The 15104-nt window shown below is 69.0% G+C and carries 14 protein-coding genes; 9 read left to right on the plus strand and 5 right to left on the minus strand.

All coding sequences use genetic code 11. The features are described from left to right. Positions 1-2: 2 nt before the first annotated feature. From AC5P78_RS09565 to AC5P78_RS09585, 5 genes are all read right to left on the minus strand, one after another. Complete coding sequence (locus AC5P78_RS09565) at positions 3-338, minus strand: tetratricopeptide repeat protein (protein ID WP_005409958.1); 336 nt, start codon at positions 336-338, stop codon at positions 3-5. Continuing rightward, positions 338-913: a flavin reductase family protein gene (locus AC5P78_RS09570; protein WP_060380633.1), complete on the minus strand. Its 576-nt coding sequence runs from the start codon at positions 911-913 to the stop codon at positions 338-340. The genes AC5P78_RS09565 and AC5P78_RS09570 overlap by 1 nt, the downstream gene beginning before the upstream one ends. Next, entirely contained in the window at positions 910-1539 is a 630-nt protein-coding gene (locus tag AC5P78_RS09575) for a superoxide dismutase (protein WP_062606210.1), read from the minus strand. The genes AC5P78_RS09570 and AC5P78_RS09575 overlap by 4 nt, the downstream gene beginning before the upstream one ends. A 247-nt stretch (positions 1540-1786) precedes the next feature. Beyond that, on the minus strand, positions 1787-3307 hold the full coding sequence (locus tag AC5P78_RS09580) for a thioredoxin family protein (RefSeq protein ID WP_114618312.1): 1521 nt from the start codon (positions 3305-3307) through the stop codon (positions 1787-1789). A gap of 129 nt (positions 3308-3436) precedes the next feature. After that, positions 3437-3886 carry a GNAT family N-acetyltransferase gene (locus AC5P78_RS09585; protein WP_062606207.1) on the minus strand — a complete coding sequence of 150 codons (450 nt, stop codon included), beginning with the start codon at positions 3884-3886 and terminating at the stop codon, positions 3437-3439. 66 nt (positions 3887-3952) lie between these two features. On the opposite strand from AC5P78_RS09585, the gene AC5P78_RS09590 reads away from it, so the two are divergent. From AC5P78_RS09590 to AC5P78_RS09630, 9 genes are all read left to right on the plus strand, one after another. Beyond that, positions 3953-4888, plus strand: a complete 936-nt coding sequence (locus tag AC5P78_RS09590; protein ID WP_062606206.1) for a TIGR03571 family LLM class oxidoreductase — start codon at positions 3953-3955, stop codon at positions 4886-4888. A gap of 121 nt (positions 4889-5009) precedes the next feature. Further along, on the plus strand, positions 5010-5321 hold the full coding sequence (locus AC5P78_RS09595; RefSeq protein ID WP_005413704.1) for a DUF3817 domain-containing protein: 312 nt from the start codon (positions 5010-5012) through the stop codon (positions 5319-5321). Between the two features lie 153 nt (positions 5322-5474). After that, complete coding sequence (locus tag AC5P78_RS09600; RefSeq protein ID WP_062606205.1) at positions 5475-6671, plus strand: MFS transporter; 1197 nt, start codon at positions 5475-5477, stop codon at positions 6669-6671. After that, on the plus strand, positions 6668-7861 hold the full coding sequence (locus AC5P78_RS09605; RefSeq protein ID WP_062606203.1) for an isochorismate synthase: 1194 nt from the start codon (positions 6668-6670) through the stop codon (positions 7859-7861). Before AC5P78_RS09600 ends, AC5P78_RS09605 begins: the two co-directional genes overlap by 4 nt. Then, positions 7858-9510: a (2,3-dihydroxybenzoyl)adenylate synthase gene (locus AC5P78_RS09610; protein ID WP_099484255.1), complete on the plus strand. Its 1653-nt coding sequence runs from the start codon at positions 7858-7860 to the stop codon at positions 9508-9510. Before AC5P78_RS09605 ends, AC5P78_RS09610 begins: the two co-directional genes overlap by 4 nt. Then, positions 9510-10142: an isochorismatase family protein gene (locus AC5P78_RS09615; protein ID WP_138969900.1), complete on the plus strand. Its 633-nt coding sequence runs from the start codon at positions 9510-9512 to the stop codon at positions 10140-10142. The genes AC5P78_RS09610 and AC5P78_RS09615 overlap by 1 nt, the downstream gene beginning before the upstream one ends. Further along, entirely contained in the window at positions 10142-10399 is a 258-nt protein-coding gene (locus tag AC5P78_RS09620) for a phosphopantetheine-binding protein (protein ID WP_005409947.1), read from the plus strand. Before AC5P78_RS09615 ends, AC5P78_RS09620 begins: the two co-directional genes overlap by 1 nt. Then, complete coding sequence (locus AC5P78_RS09625; protein ID WP_414498239.1) at positions 10396-14286, plus strand: enterobactin synthase subunit F; 3891 nt, start codon at positions 10396-10398, stop codon at positions 14284-14286. Before AC5P78_RS09620 ends, AC5P78_RS09625 begins: the two co-directional genes overlap by 4 nt. Next, positions 14277-15035 (plus strand): 2,3-dihydro-2,3-dihydroxybenzoate dehydrogenase, encoded by a 759-nt coding sequence (locus tag AC5P78_RS09630; protein ID WP_100438593.1) that lies wholly within the window; start codon positions 14277-14279, stop codon positions 15033-15035. Before AC5P78_RS09625 ends, AC5P78_RS09630 begins: the two co-directional genes overlap by 10 nt. Positions 15036-15104 lie beyond the last annotated feature (69 nt).

The raw sequence follows: 15104 nt of genomic DNA on the forward strand, positions 1-15104 counted from the left end.
ACTCAGCCCGCTTTCGCCAGGTCCGCCTGCTCGCGGTCCAGGCGTCGCAGGAACACCTGCATTTCCTTGCGTGCCTGCTGGTCGCCCTTGCTGCCGGCCACGCTCAGGCCGCGTTGCCATGCTTCGCGCGCCGCCTGCGGCTGGCCACTGGCCAGCCAGGCCTTGCCCAGCAGCTTCCACGCCGCCGAGTACTGCGGATCAAGCACCACGCAACGGCCCAGATGGGTCGCCGCGCGCACCGGGTTGCCGGCATCCAGCCAGCCCTTGCCCAGGCCGAAGCGCAGCAGCGCGCCGTCCTTGCCGGCGGCAAGCATGCATTCCAGAGCTTCAATGTTCATCAGCGCACCTCCACCAGCAGCTCGGCTGGGCCGGGCTGGAAGCGGCCCCGATGGAACAGCAGCGGCGCGCCGCCGTTCTCGTGCACGTCGATGATGCGGCCGGCCAGCAGCAGGTGATCGCCCACCGGCCACTGTGCGTGGCGGGTACAGGTGAGATGGGCGACCGCACCGGCGATGCGCGGTGGGGCGTCCTCGTCGTCATCCAGCAATGCCAGGCCATCGAAGCGGTTGCGCACCTGCGGATCGGCGAAGCGCCGGGCCAGCGCTTCCTGGTCGGCCGCCAGCACGCTGATCGCAAAGCGGGTGGCGCGCTGGAAGGTGGACAGGCTCTGCGCGTGCAATGCCAGGTTCCACAGCACCAGGGGCGGCTGCAATGACACCGGCACGAACGAATTGATGGTCAGGCCGATGGGCTTGCCCTGCGCATCGCGTGCGCAGACGATGGCCACGCCGGTAGGAAAGTGGCCGAGCAGCCGCCGCAGTGCGCGCGGCGGCATCTCGACCGACGGCACCGGGGCCGGGGCGGGGAATACCCCCGCCCACGGCCCGGCGTACGGCATTGTCTCGCCGCTCATGAGGCCCTGGCCTGGCGGTAGCGCCGGCCGACCTCGGCCCAGTTGATGATGTTGAAGAACGCACCGATGTAGTCCGGGCGACGGTTCTGGTAGTGCAGGTAGTAGGCGTGTTCCCAGACATCCAGTGCGAGGATCGGGGTGTTGCCGGACAGGCCCACGGCTGCACCCATCAGCGGGCTGTCCTGGTTGGCGCTGCTTTCCACCTGCAGGCGGCCATCGCGATCGCTGGTCAGCCAGGCCCAGCCGCTGCCGAAGCGGGTCTGCGCCGCCTTGGTGAAGGCATCCTTGAAGGCATCGAAGCCGCCAAGATCGCGGTCGATGGCGGCGGCCAGCTCATCATCGGGTGCACCACCGTTGGTGCTGAGTACGGTCCAGAACAGGCTGTGGTTGGCGTGGCCGCCACCGTTGTTGCGGACCGCGCCACGCTGCGCCTCGGGCACGGCATCGAGGTTGGCGATCAGCGCCTCGACCGGCTGCTCGGCGATGCCGGCCTGCTCGATGGCGGCGTTGAGGTTGTTGACGTAGGTCTGGTGGTGCTTGCTGTGGTGGATCTCCATCGTGCGCGCATCGAAATGCGGCTCAAGGGCGTCGTAGGCGTAGGGGAGCGGGGGAAGCGAGTACGACATCGAATCAGTCTCCGTGGGGAAGGCCAGGGGGCTGGCCGTGGGGAGACTGTTATCGCACCTCAACATTGGTTGAGGTCAAGGGGAAGGATTGAAATGCGTGAAAGGGAGCAGGAGCGGCATGGTAGTGCCGGCCGCTGGCCGGCAATCAGCGAAGGTCGGGTTGCCGGCCAGCGGCCGGCACTACCAGAACCCGCTTTTCGAACCTCACCGGCGCGCTGACGTGCCCGCTGCCAGCGTTTTCATCAACTCAACTCAACCAGTCCTTGCACGCACCATCCACCTGGTCACCGCATACCTGCTGCATCCGCTGCTGCAGCCGCGCCAGTGTCTCCGCACCCTGGTGCTTGCCACTCCACGTCTTCAACTGCCCGGCCAGCCGCTCGAAGCGCTGGCGGGTGCGCTGGTGGTAGCCCGACGGCTGCGCTTCCAGTTCGGCGATCAGCGAGGTGGTGGCCTGCTCGATGCGTGGTGCATCGTCCGGCGCCAGCTTCAGCAGGCCCTCCACGTACAGCACGCCCCATTGCACGCGGGTGGCCGGGCCCTGGGCACCGTCGTAGGCACGCTTCAGCCACTCCAGCGCACCGGCGGTGTCGCCGCGCTGCTCGGCCAGTTCGGCCAGCTCGGGCATGTAGTAGTAGGGCTGTTCGCTGCGCTTCAGCTCGGCCAGCAACAGCGCCTCGGCACCCGCGTCGTCGCCGACCTCACGCAGGGCATAGACCGCGCTGCTGATTGTGGCCTGGCGCGCATGCGCATCGGTGGCGGCGGCATCGGCAGCGGCCACGCGCTGCTTGACCCGCTCAACCAGGGCCGCGGGCAGTGCGCCCTTCGGCTGCTGCTGGCGGGCCAGCGATACTTCGGTCAGCGCACGCGACAACGCGTCGTCCGCGCGATCACCGCGCTCGGCGTCCGCGCGCTCCAGTGCGACCAGCAGCTGCTGTCCCAGCGTGTTGCTGGTGGCTGGCCCAGCGCTGGCCTGCTTGACCAGCTGCACGCCTGCATAGCCCAGCAACTCACGGTTGCGGCGTACTTCTGCCGGTTGCGCCAGCACTGCCTGCAGCAGCTCGCGTACTTCGGTGGGCGAGGCAGCGGGTTTTTCGGCCGTTGCCAAGGCAAGCAGAGCGAAGCGGCGCTGCAGGGCGGCATCCGGTGCGGCCTTGGACAACTGGCGCAGTACGTCCTGGCTCCTGCGCTCGCCGGCCAGGCGGTTTGCGTCCACTTCCCAGCCGTAGTCGCCCAGTACCTGCCAGTCTTCGGTGGCCAGTCGGTCCGGCGTTGCCAACGCGGTGGCCAGGGTGGCGGCAACAGCACTGCGGCGGCCTGCGGCAACGGTCAGTGCCCGGGTCAGTTCGGCGGCGTCATTGCCGCCGGCCACGCGGGTGATTTCGTTGCGCTGTGGGTCCAGCACGATCAGGGTCGGATAGCCGCGTACGCCGAAGCGCTCGCCCCAGGCCTGCGCACCTTCCTCGTCGCCATCCAGATAGACGGGAACGAATTTGCTGGTCAGCGCGATGAAGGCCGGGTCCTTGAACAGGCCCGCCTTGAGCTGGTTGCACGGCGGGCACCAGACCGCGCCCCAGTACAGCAGCACCGGCTTGCCGCTGTCGGCGGCTTCGGCGAAGGCATCGTCCACATCGCCCTGGCGCCAGGCAATGGCGGACGCCGGCGCGGGTGCCTCGGCGGAGTTGGCGGTGGAAACCGGGGCCGGGGTGCAGGCGCTCAGCGCCGAAGCCAGCAGCAACACGGAAAGCGCGACGCGCATCGGCAGCATCTCGAAGGGCAGGGTGACAGGCCATTGTAGGAACCGCCGGGGAGCCCGCTGATTCAGTTTGCTTATGACGGGCGTGCTGCAGGGCATGACGCCCACCGGGCATTGCCGGGCAACGCCGGGCGGATGCCTTCAGGCCGCTGCCCGCACCATCTGCTGATACACCAACCCATTGAACTCGCCGACGTCACCGTCCAGCGCAAAGCCATAGCGCAGGTAGGTCGGTACTGCATTGAGCGAGGCGCGCACGGTCATGACCGGCTCGCGCACCTGTGGAACCACCGCCTCGAACAAAGCATAGCCGATGCCCTGGCCCTGGCAGGCGGGATCGACGAACAGCATCGCAAGGTGCCGGCCCTCCTTCAGTTCGATCACGCCGACGACACGGCCGTCCTGCTCGGCCACCAGGATGTGGCTGTCACCGTGCAGGCGCGCGCCGAATGCTTCGGCAGCGGCGACACTGCCGAAGGTGGCGATGCCGGCCGCGCTGAGCGAAGGCGCGACCGCCGCAGTGAACGCGGCCAGGCACACCGCGCTGATCGCAGGCAGGTCATCGACGTGGGCAGGGCGGATCGTCGGCATGCAGTGTTCTTCCGGTAGTGGGCGGCGCGTCATCGTTGCCGCAGGCCTGCACGCTAAGCTGGCGGCATGAGTGAGTTCAATCCTGCTTACGCTGCCTTGTTTCCGCAACAGGGCCTGAGCCTGGGCCTGATGACGCCTGTCGCCGCGCATGGACTGGCCGATCCGAATGAGGCGCGGCGCATTGCGCGACTGGCCGATGATCTGGGCTTTGCCGCATTGTGGACGCGTGATGTACCACTGATGGTGCCGCAGGGTCCGGACGCGACAGCAAGCGCGCTGGATGACCCGTTCCTGTGGCTGGGCATGCTGGCTGCCGCGACCGGACGCATCGTGGTCGGCAGCGCGGCCATCGTGCTGCCATTGCGGCAGCCGCTGCAGGTGGCGAAGTCGGCCTTGAGCCTGGACCGGATCAGCGGCGGACGGTTCGTGCTGGGCCTGGGTTCGGGGGACCGCCCCGAAGAGTTCGCCGCATTCGGCGAGGATCTGGAGGGCAGGGCGGCGACCTTCCGTGCGCGCTGGACGTTGCTGCGCGCGGCGCTGTCACCGGAGGCCGATGAGCGGACCGCCGTACTGCAGGCGACGGGTGGCTTCGACGTGCTGCCGGCGCCGGCAACCCGCATCCCGATGCTGGTGGTGGGTACCGCGCGGCAGAGCCTGCAGTGGATCGCGCGCGAGGCCGAAGGCTGGGCCACCTATCACCGCGAGGAGGCCGCGCAGGAAGGGCGCATCGGCCTGTGGCAGCAGGCGCTGGTGCAGCGTGGTGGGCCAGCCAAGCCGTTCGTGCAGTCGATGCTGCTGGACCTGCAGGCCGATCCGCAGGCGCCAGCCGAGCCGCTGCCGCTGGGCCTGAAGGTCGGCCGCGATGGCCTGCGTGACTACCTGCTGCGCGTGCGTGCGCAGGGCGTGGCGCACGTGATGTTCAACCTGGTCGACAACGGGCGGCCGATGGACGCGATGCTGCGTGAGATCGGGGAGCACGTTCTGCCACACACGCTCCGGTAGCTGTCCACCTCGGTGGGCTCCAGCGGTCGCGCACGGCTCGACTCTACATGGGGTTCGCATCTGCGTATCATTCGCATTTGATACCCCCATGCCGGAGCCCCACGTGACCCAACATTCCCCCATGCACCCGACCGGACGTCTGTTCGCCGCGGTCGCTTTCATCGAGGCCGTGACCTGGGCCGGCCTGCTCATCGGCATGTGGATGAAGTACGGCCCGATGGCCAACGTGGCGCTGGTGAAGCTGTTCGGGCCGCTGCACGGCGTGGCCTTCCTGGTCTATGTGGCAGTCACCCTGTTCGCGGCGGTGCGCCTGCGCTGGCCGTGGTGGGCCAGTGCGCTGGCGCTGCTGGCAGCCATCCCGCCGCTGGTGACGCTGCCGCTGGAGTGGTGGTTCAAGCGCCGTGGCCTGCTCGGCCTGCATGCAATGCGCTGAACCCACTGTTGCGCGCCCATTCAAGAGAATGGGTATCAAATGCAAATACGAGCCGTTATCATTTAAGGGTGGCGTCCGGTCCTGAGCAGGGCCGGTGCCGGGCGGGGTGCGCAGGCGTGCCCGGCCATCCTTTCCTGTTACGGCTGGTGTTCCATGCACGCACGTCCCGTCGTTCCCGGCTTGCCGGCGCTGGTGTTGGCTGCCCTGATCGGCACCATGGCGATGATGTCCTTCGTCGCCGTGATCGGCCCGGTGGTCCGCATGCTCGGCTTGTCCGAGTGGCATGCCGGCCTGTCGGTCACCGCCGCAGGCGTGTTGTGGATGCTGGCCGCGCGCCCCTGGGGCCAGCTCAGCGACCACATTGGGCGCAAGCGCGTGCTGATCCTGGCGATGAGTGCCTATACGGCGGTCTACATCGCACTGGCGGTGTTCATCGACGTCGCCCTGCAGGCGGTGCCGCCGGTACTGGTGTCGGTGCTGGTGCTGGTCGGCGCGCGCGGCTTGATCGGGCTGTTCTACGCGGCCGTGCCGCCCACGGCCGCTGCGCTGATTGCCGACAAGGCACCGACCGGGCAGCGCGCCAGTTTCCTCGCCCGGCTGGGCAGTGCCAACGCGCTGGGCATGGTACTGGGTCCGGCCGCTGCCGGCTGGCTGGCCTATACCAATCTTTCGCTGGCGCTGTACGTGGCCGCGTTGCTGCCGTTGCTGGCACTGGCATTGCTGGCCTGGCGGCTGCCGGCTACACCACCGGTGGTGGGCGCGTCCGCACAGCGCCGCACGCCGATGAGCCGTCTCGACGCGCGCCTGCGCCTGCCGCAGCTGGCAGCGTTCATCGCGATGGTCTCGGTGACCATCGCGCAGGTCACGGTCGGCTTCTTCGCGATTGATCGCCTGGGCCTGGATGCGGCGGCCGGTGCACGCATGGCCGGCATCGCACTTACCGCCGTTGGTGTCGGCCTGATCCTGGCGCAGGCGCTGGTGATGAAGCTGGAGGTACATCCACGCCGTTGGATCGTCCTTGGCGCCCTGATTTCCGGCATTGGCTTTGCTTCGGTGGCGGGCGTGCAGCAGGGCTGGCAGTTGCCGGCGGCGTACGCGTTGGCCGCGTTTGGCATGGGCTTCGTATTCCCCTCGTTCCAGGCGCTGGCCGCCGATGCGGTGGAGGCGCACGAGCAGGGCGCCGCCGCCGGCACCGTCGCTGCCGCGCAGGGGCTGGGCATGGTGGCCGGGCCGATGCTCGGCACGCTGTTGTATCGCGGCGGGCCGAGCCTGCCTTACCTGCTGGTCGGTGCGCTGCTGCTGTTGCTGTGCGCGCTGGCTGCAGCGCATCGGACGAAGGAGACCCCATGAACGATTCCCTGATGCAGGGCGCGTGGCCGGAGGCTGCGCCAGCGTCACTGGACAGCACCGACGACGCGTCGCTGTTCCTGCTGCAGCATGCCGGCCAGCACGTGCATGCACGCGGCTGCCGCGCCACGCTGCCGGCCGGTGCACTGGCGACATTGGCAGAACGCGTCTCGGCGTTCTTTGCCCGGCAGCGTGGCGGCCCGGGCCTGCTGGTTGGCGCAGTGCCGTTCGAACCGCGTGCGGACGATGCGCTATTCCAGCCCGAGCGCCTGCTGCCGGCACTGGCACTGCAGCCGCAGGCCGCACCGCCGCTGGACGGTTCCCTGAAGGCCGAGCCTGCGCCGCAGGACTATGCGTCAGCGGTTGCCGCGGCGGTGCAGGTACTGCGCGCGCCCGAACTGAACCTCCAGAAGGTGGTGCTGGCGCGCAGCCTGCTGGCACGCACCCGCCAGGCGCTGTCTCCGGACGTGCTGCTGGCACGCCTGGGCGCAGATCCGTCGGTGGCGACCTACGCGGTGCCGTTGCCGGTGGAGCTGGGCCAGGCACCGGCCTGGCTGGTGGGGGCGACGCCGGAACTGCTGCTGCGCAAGCGCGGCGCCGAGCTGTTGTCGCATCCGCTGGCCGGTTCCGCGCGGCGCAGCGCCGATGCCGCCGAGGACGAGCGTGCGGCGCAGGCGCTGCTGGCCTCGACCAAGGACCACGACGAGCACCGCCACGTGGTCGAAGCCATCGTCGAGGGCTTGGCACCGTACTGCAGCCACATCGATGCGCAGCCGCGCCCGGTGCTGCATGCCACCGCCAGTATGTGGCACCTGGGCACCCGCATCCACGCCACCCTGAAGGATCCGCAGGCGTCTGCCGCCGAACTGCTGGCGCAGCTGCACCCCACGCCGGCAGTCTGCGGTACGCCACGGTTGGCGGCGCTGCAGCGCATCCGCGAGCTGGAACCGGTGCCGCGCGGCTTCTACGCCGGTGCCGTGGGCTGGTTGGACGCGCAGGGTGACGGCGACTGGTACGTGGCGATCCGCTGCGCGCGCCTGCAGGGCACGCAGCTGCGCCTGTATGCCGGTGCCGGCATCGTCGCCGAGTCACACCCCGAGGCCGAGGTGGCCGAAACCGCAGCGAAGTTCGCTGCCCTGTTGAACGCGCTGGGTGTCCATGAATCCGCGCCCGCCATCGAGCCTGCCGCATGAGTACCTCCACTGACTCTTCCCGCCTGCCGCTGCAGCAGGTGTGGCCCGACACGCTGGTGGCGCGCTATCGCGAAGCCGGTCATTGGCGTGGCGAGACCTTCCCGGCGTTCCTGCGCGAATGTGCAGAACGCTATGCCGACGACATCGCGGTGGTCGCCGGCGACGTACGCCTGAGCTACGCGCAGCTGTGGCATGAGGCCGGACGGATCGGTGCCGGCCTGCTGGCGCTCGGTCTGCAGCCCGGCGAACGGGTGCTGGTGCAGCTGGGCAACACGGCAGGCTTCATCACCACGGTCTGTGGCCTGTTCCGCGCCGGCCTGGTGCCGGTGTACGCGCTGCCGGCGCACCGCATCACCGAGCTGGTGCACTTCGCCAACAAGGCTGAAGCCAGTGCCTACATCACCACCACACTGCACGATGGCTTCGATCATCGCGGATTGGCGCGGGCGCTGCAGGCCGAAGTGCCGGCCGTTCGCCATGTGGTGATCGACGGCGATGCGGCGGAGTTCGTCGCGCTGGAGGCACTGCAGGGCGATCGCAGCCAGCTGCCGGCCGATCCGGACCCGCAGTCGGTGGCGTTCCTGCAGATTTCCGGAGGCAGCACCGGGCTGTCCAAGCTGATTCCGCGTACCCACGACGACTACATTTACTCGTTCCGTGCCAGCAATGACCTCTGCGGCATCGACCGCGACAGCGTCTATCTGGTCGCGCTGCCGGCCGCGCACAATTTCCCGATGAGTTCGCCGGGCTTCTTCGGCGCGCTGTATGCCGGTGCCCGCGTGGTGCTCAGTCCCGGCTCCGGGCCGGATGCGGCCTTCCCGCTGATCGCCCGCGAGCAGGTGACCTGCTGCGGCCTGGTGCCGCCGCTGGCGCTGCTGTGGGCGCAGGCCGCGGCTACGAGCAAGCATGACCTGTCCAGCCTGCAGGTACTGCAGGTAGGCGGCGCCAAACTGGTGCCGGAAGCTGCACGGCGGGTGATTGATGGTCTTGGCTGCACGCTGCAGCAGGTGTTCGGCATGGCCGAAGGCCTGGTCAACTACACACGGCTGGATGACCCGGAGGAGCTGATCGTGGCCTGCCAGGGCCGGCCGATCAGTCCGGATGATGAAGTGCGCGTGGTCGATGACCATGACCAGCCGGTGGCCGAAGGCGAGGTGGGGCATCTGCTCACCCGTGGCCCGTACACCATCCGCGGCTACCACAACGACGCGGTGGCCAATGCGCGCTCGTTCACCGATGACGGCTTCTATCGTACCGGTGACCGTGTGCAGCAGCTGCCCGGAGGCTACCTGGTGGTGCAGGGCCGCGCCGGTGACCACATCAACCGTGCCGGCGAAAAGATCTCCGCCGAGGAGATCGAAGACCACTTGCTGGCACATCCGGGCGTGTTCGATGCCGCCGTGGTCTCCATTCCCGATGAGTATCTGGGCGAGCGCAGCTGTGCGTTCGTGATTGCGCAGGGCGAGCCGTTCAAGGCGCCGGCGCTGAAGTCCTGGATGCGCGGGCGCGGCCTGGCGGCGTTCAAGGTGCCCGACCAGGTCGTGTTCGTCGACAGTTTCGATACCACCGCGGTCGGCAAGATCAGCCGCCGCGAACTGCGCGCGCAACTGCGCGCGCGTCATCTGCAACAGACAGGAGGAACGCGCTGATGGCGCTGCCCCGTATCACCGATTACCCCTTGCCGACTGCCGCCGAGCTGCCACAGGCACGCGGCCCGTGGCGCCCGCAGCGCGATCGCGTCGCGCTGCTGGTACACGACATGCAGCGCTACTTCCTGGCTGCGTTCGACGCCGGCAACGCACCGCTGCGGCCGGCCGTGGACAACATCGCACGCCTGCTGGCGCATTGCCGCGCGCACGGCATTCCGGTGTTCTACACGGCCCAGCATGGCGACCAGGACCGCCGTGACCGTGGCCTGCAGGCCGACCTGTGGGGACCGGGCATGCGCCGCAGCGCCGACCATGAACCGATCATCGAGGCGCTGGCACCGCAGCCGGGCGAGAACGTGCTGGTGAAGCACCGTTACAGCGCGTTCCAGCGCAGCAACCTGGAGACGCTGATGCGGGCGCGCGGGCGCGACCAGCTGCTGGTGACCGGCGTGTACGCCCATATCGGCTGCACGGCGACCGTGGTCGAGGCGTTCCAGCGTGATATCGAGGCCTTCATTGCCGCCGATGCCGTGGCGGACTTCTCGCGCGCCGATCACGATCAGGCGCTGCACTGGATCGCGCGCACCAGCGGGGTGCCGATGACCACCGACCAGTTGCTGGAGGTGCTGTGATGGCTGCCACCGCTGAGATGCTGGATCTGGAGCGGATGCGTGCCGACGTGGCGCGCGTTCTGGAATGTACGCCTGCCGAGATCGGTGACGACGACAACCTGATCGACCTGGACCTGGACTCGATGCGCATGCTCGGCCTGGTCCTGGCCTGGGGCAACACCGGCCTGCCGATTGAGTTCTCGCAGCTGGCCGAACACACCACGCTGCGCCAGTGGTGGAACGTGGTGCAGACGCTGCAGGCCGCGCAGAACGCATGAACGCCGCTGCGCTGGCCACGCCGGTGGCATTGACCGAGGCCCAGACCGGACTGTGGTTTGCACAGCGGCTGGCGCCGGACAATCCGTCATTCAATACCGCGCACGCGGTGTGGATCGATGGCCCGCTGGACGTGACCGCGTTCGTTGCAGCGGCAGACCAGGCTGCGTTCGAAGCCCAGGCCTTTGCGCTGCGCTTTGCCGAAGGGGCCGATGGCCAGCCGCTGCAGTGGTACGACCCGGCACACGTGCCGCTGCTCTCGGTGCGTGATGTTTCCGCCGAAGCGGATGCTGCCGCTGCGGCACGCAGCCTGATGCACGCCGACCGGCTGAGCCCGGTCGACCCCGCCCGCGACCGGATCAGCCAACAGATGCTGCTTGAGCTGGGCGGGCAGCGCTGGGTCTGGTACCTGCGGGTGCATCATCTGGCGGCTGATGGCTATGGCATGGCGCTGTTCACCGATCGCGTGTGCGCGTTGTACGCCGGCCGCATGGGTGAGCCACTGCCGGGGCTGGCGGGCGTGCTGGCCGATGATGCCGCTTATCGTGCCGATCCGCGCCGCGCGCTGGCCGGGCAGTGGTGGCGTGAGCACATGCAGGGCGCACCGGCAGGCGTGGGCCTGGCCGGCACGCTCGCGGCCAGTGACGACGCGCTGCGCTGGGTGCAGCCGCTCGATGCGGCCTTCCGTGAGCAGCTGCTGCAGGCCTCTGTGCGTTGGCTGCAGCCCTGGCCGGATGTGCTGGCCGCGTTGTCGGCCGAGTACCTGCGGCGGATGAGCGCGGCCGATGAAGTGGTGCTGGGCGTGCCCTACATGGGGCGGCTCGGCAACGCGTCGGCGCGGGTGCCGGCGATGGTGATGAATGTGTTGCCGCTGCGCGTGGCGGCCGGCGAGGGCAGCGTGGAGGCCTTCACCCGCGGCCTGGGCCGGCAGCTCAGCCAGGGTCGCAAGCACGGCCGTTACCGCGGTGAGCAGCTGCGCCGGGACCTGGGCCTGGTCGGCGCGCAGCAGCGCCTGCACGGTCCGCTGGTGAATGTGCAGCCGTTCTACAAGGCGCTGACGCTGGCCGACGTGCAGGCGACGCTGGAGGTGCTGTGCACCGGGCCGGTGGATGACCTGACGCTGGGCTTCCGTGGCGATGGCCAGCGTCTGCTGGATCTGGAGATCGAGGCCAATCCTGCGCTGTACAGTCGCGAGGATGTCGAGGCGCACGCGGCGCGGCTGCTGCATTTCGTGTCCGCGGCACTGCAGGCTGACGATATCGCAGCCGTACCTCTGGCGACGCCCGAGGAGGCGCAGCAGGTGCTGCAGGGCTTCAATGCCACCGCGCACGCGCTGCCGGAGACGACCCTGGTCGAGCTGTTGCAGCAGGGCATGGATCGGGATCCGCACGCGCCGGCACTGGTGTTCGGCGACACTACGCTGGACTACGCAACGCTGGAAGCGCGCAGTTTCGCGCTGGCGGCACAGCTGCGGGCGATGGATGTCGGCCCGGGCCGCGTGGTGGCGGTGGCTTTGCCGCGCTCGCTGGAGCTGGTGATCGCGCTGGTCGCAGTGCTGCGCGCAGGCGCGGCCTATCTTCCGCTGGATCTTGCCCATCCTGATGAGCGGCTGGCGCGCATTCTCGCATCGGCACAGCCTGTCTGCGTCCTGGCTGAGGCGGACGTATCGGCGCGCATGGCCGGCGTACCGGTGCTCGCGCCGGAGCAGTGGACGGCGCTGAGCTTCGCCGCGCCGTGGGCCGATCCGGCACCTGACGATGCGGCCTACGTGATCTATACCTCCGGCTCGACCGGCGAGCCGAAGGGCGTGGTCATCGAACATCGTGCCATCGTCAACCGCCTGCTGTGGATGCGCGAGCACTACGGCATCCGCGCCGATGACCGCGTGCTGCAGAAGACCCCGGCCACCTTCGATGTCTCGGTCTGGGAGTTCTTCCTGCCGCTGCTGTGCGGGGCCACGCTGGTGGTCGCCGGGCCGGACGTGCATCGCGATCCCATCGAACTGGCGCGCTTGATCCGCGGGCATGGGATCACCACGGTGCATTTCGTGCCGTCGATGCTCGATGCCTTCCTCGCTGCACCGGCCTCCGAAGGGCTGCAGCTGCGACGGGTGTTCACCAGTGGCGAGGCGCTGGATGCCTCATTGCGCGACCGTTTCCACACGCACGTGCACGCCGAGCTGCACAACCTGTACGGCCCGACCGAGGCGGCGGTGGATGTCAGCTACTGGCCGGCGTCGGCGCAGGATCGCTCGCGGCCGGTGCCGATCGGATTCCCGGTCTGGAACACCCGCCTGTACGTGCTGGACGCGCGGATGCAGCCGGTGCCGGTAGGCGTGGCCGGTGACCTGTACCTGGGTGGTGTGCAACTGGCACGCGGCTATCTCGGTCGCGATGACCTGACTACCGAGCGCTTCCTTGCCGATCCTTTCCTGCCGGGCGAGCGTATCTACCGCACCGGCGACGTGGCACGCTGGCGGCGCGATGGTGCGGTCGAGTACCTGGGCCGCAGCGACCACCAGGTGAAACTGCGCGGCCTGCGCATCGAGCTGGGCGAGATCGAGGCGGCACTGCGCGAGCTGCCTGGCATGGAGCGGGTGGAAGTGCTGCTGCGCCAGGATGCTCCCGGCGATGCGCGTCTGGTGGCCTATGTTCCAGCGGCGCATGCCGACGCCGTGACGCTGCGCAGCCACCTCGCCACGCGTGTGCCGGACTACATGGTGCCCTCGGCCTTCGTTGGTGTGGACCACTGGCCGGTGACCGCCAACGGCAAGCTCGATCGCAACGCGTTGCCGAAGCCACCGCAACTTGAAGTTGCCGGCTTGGCGCCACGCACGCCGCTGGAACAGGAGCTGGCGTTGATGTTCGCACAGGCGCTTGGGCGTGAGGCGCCGGTGGCAGTGGATGCAGATTTCTTCAGTCTCGGCGGTGATTCGCTGTCGGCGGTGCACCTGCTGCTGGCGATCGAGCAGCGCTGGCGCTGCGATCTGGGTCTGGGTGCCTTGTTTGCCCAGCCCACCGTGGCCGCGCTGGCAGTTCGCATTGCCGAGCCGCCCGCGCTGGCCGATCACGCACTGGGGCCAGTGATCGCGCTGGCCGCGACCGACGCTGCCGGGCCCACGCCGCTGTTCGTGCTGCACCCGGCCGGGGGGATCGCCTGGAACTACCGCACCCTGGCCCGGGCACTGCAGCCGGCACGCCCGGTGTATGGCCTGCAGTCGCCGGCCCTGGACGCGCGGCTGCCGCTGCCAAGCAGCATCAAGGCGATGGCCAACGACTACGTACAGCGCGTGGTCGCATTGCAGCCGAAGGGGCCGGTGCATCTGCTGGGCTGGTCGGTGGGTGGCATCCTCGCCCAGGCGATGGCGGTGCGCCTCCACGAGATCGGGCGCGAGGTTGGCGAGCTGGTGCTTCTGGACGCCTATCCCAGCGAGTGCTGGCGGGCCGAGCCGGAACCCGATGCCATCGCTGCATTGCGGGCACTGCTGGCGATTGCCGGTCATGACCCGGATGCGCATCCGGAACTGGACAGCCGTGAACGCATTCTCGCGTTCCTGCGACGTGGCGGTAGTGCACTCGGCAGCCTGCCGGATGTGGTGCTCGATGGCGTGGTGCGCGCGGTGACCGGCACCAATCGATTGATCCGCGAACACATCCACCAACCGTTCGACGGCACGCTGGTGCACGTCCGCGCGGGCCGGGATCACCACGCGCGGCCGCAGCTGCAGTCGGCGTTGTGGCGGACCCACGCGCGCAAGGTGCAGGCGCTGGAACTGCCGTTCCTGCACGCCGAGCTGACCGGCCGCGATGCGGTGGCGCAGCTGGCGCCGTGGTTGTCGGCGCGGTTGCGCCAATGGGACGAGCAACAGGAGATCGCAACATGCAGTTGACCGGTTTTGAAGGCCGCGTGGCGTTGGTGACCGGTGCCGCCGGCGGCATCGGCGAGGCACTGGTACGGCTGTTGGCCGAGGCCGGCTGCACGGTGGTGGCGACCGATCGTGAGGCGCCACACGTGGCCGATACGCGGGTCAGGTCGTTCGCACTCGACGTGACCGACAGCGCAGCGGTGGACGCCCTGGTGGATCGTGTGGAAGCCGGCATCGGGCCCATTGGCCTTGCCTCCAACGTGGCGGGTGTTCTGCATGTGGGAGCTGTTGCGGAGACCACCGATACCGATTGGCGCCGGGTGTTCGCGGTCAACGCCGATGGCGTGTTCCACGTTGGGCGTGCGCTGGCGCGGGTGATGTCACCGCGTGGCCAGGGCGCGATCGTCACCGTCAGCTCGAATGCGGCCGGTGTGCCGCGGCATGGCATGGCGGCGTATGCCGCGTCCAAGGCCGCCGCCACCATGTTCACCCGCTGCCTCGGGCTGGAGCTGGCGCCGCTGGGCATCCGCTGCAACATCGTCGCCCCGGGGTCCACGTTGACCCCGATGCAGACCGGCATGTGGCAGGACGAGCGCGGTGCCGAGCGGGTAATCGCCGGCAGCCTGGAGTCCTACAAGGCCGGCATTCCACTGCGCAAGCTGGCCACCCCCGAGGACATTGCGCACTCAGTGATGTTCCTGCTCTCGGAACAGGCCGGGCACGTGGCGATGAGCGACCTGTACGTGGACGGCGGCGCCACCCTGCGCGCCTGAGCCCCGACCGCCGCCTGCCGGCAGTGGTAGTGCCGGCCGCTGGCCGGCAATCCATAGTCCCAGTAGTGC

The sequence above is a fragment of the Stenotrophomonas sp. YJH_SMC_133 genome (assembly GCF_059370655.1).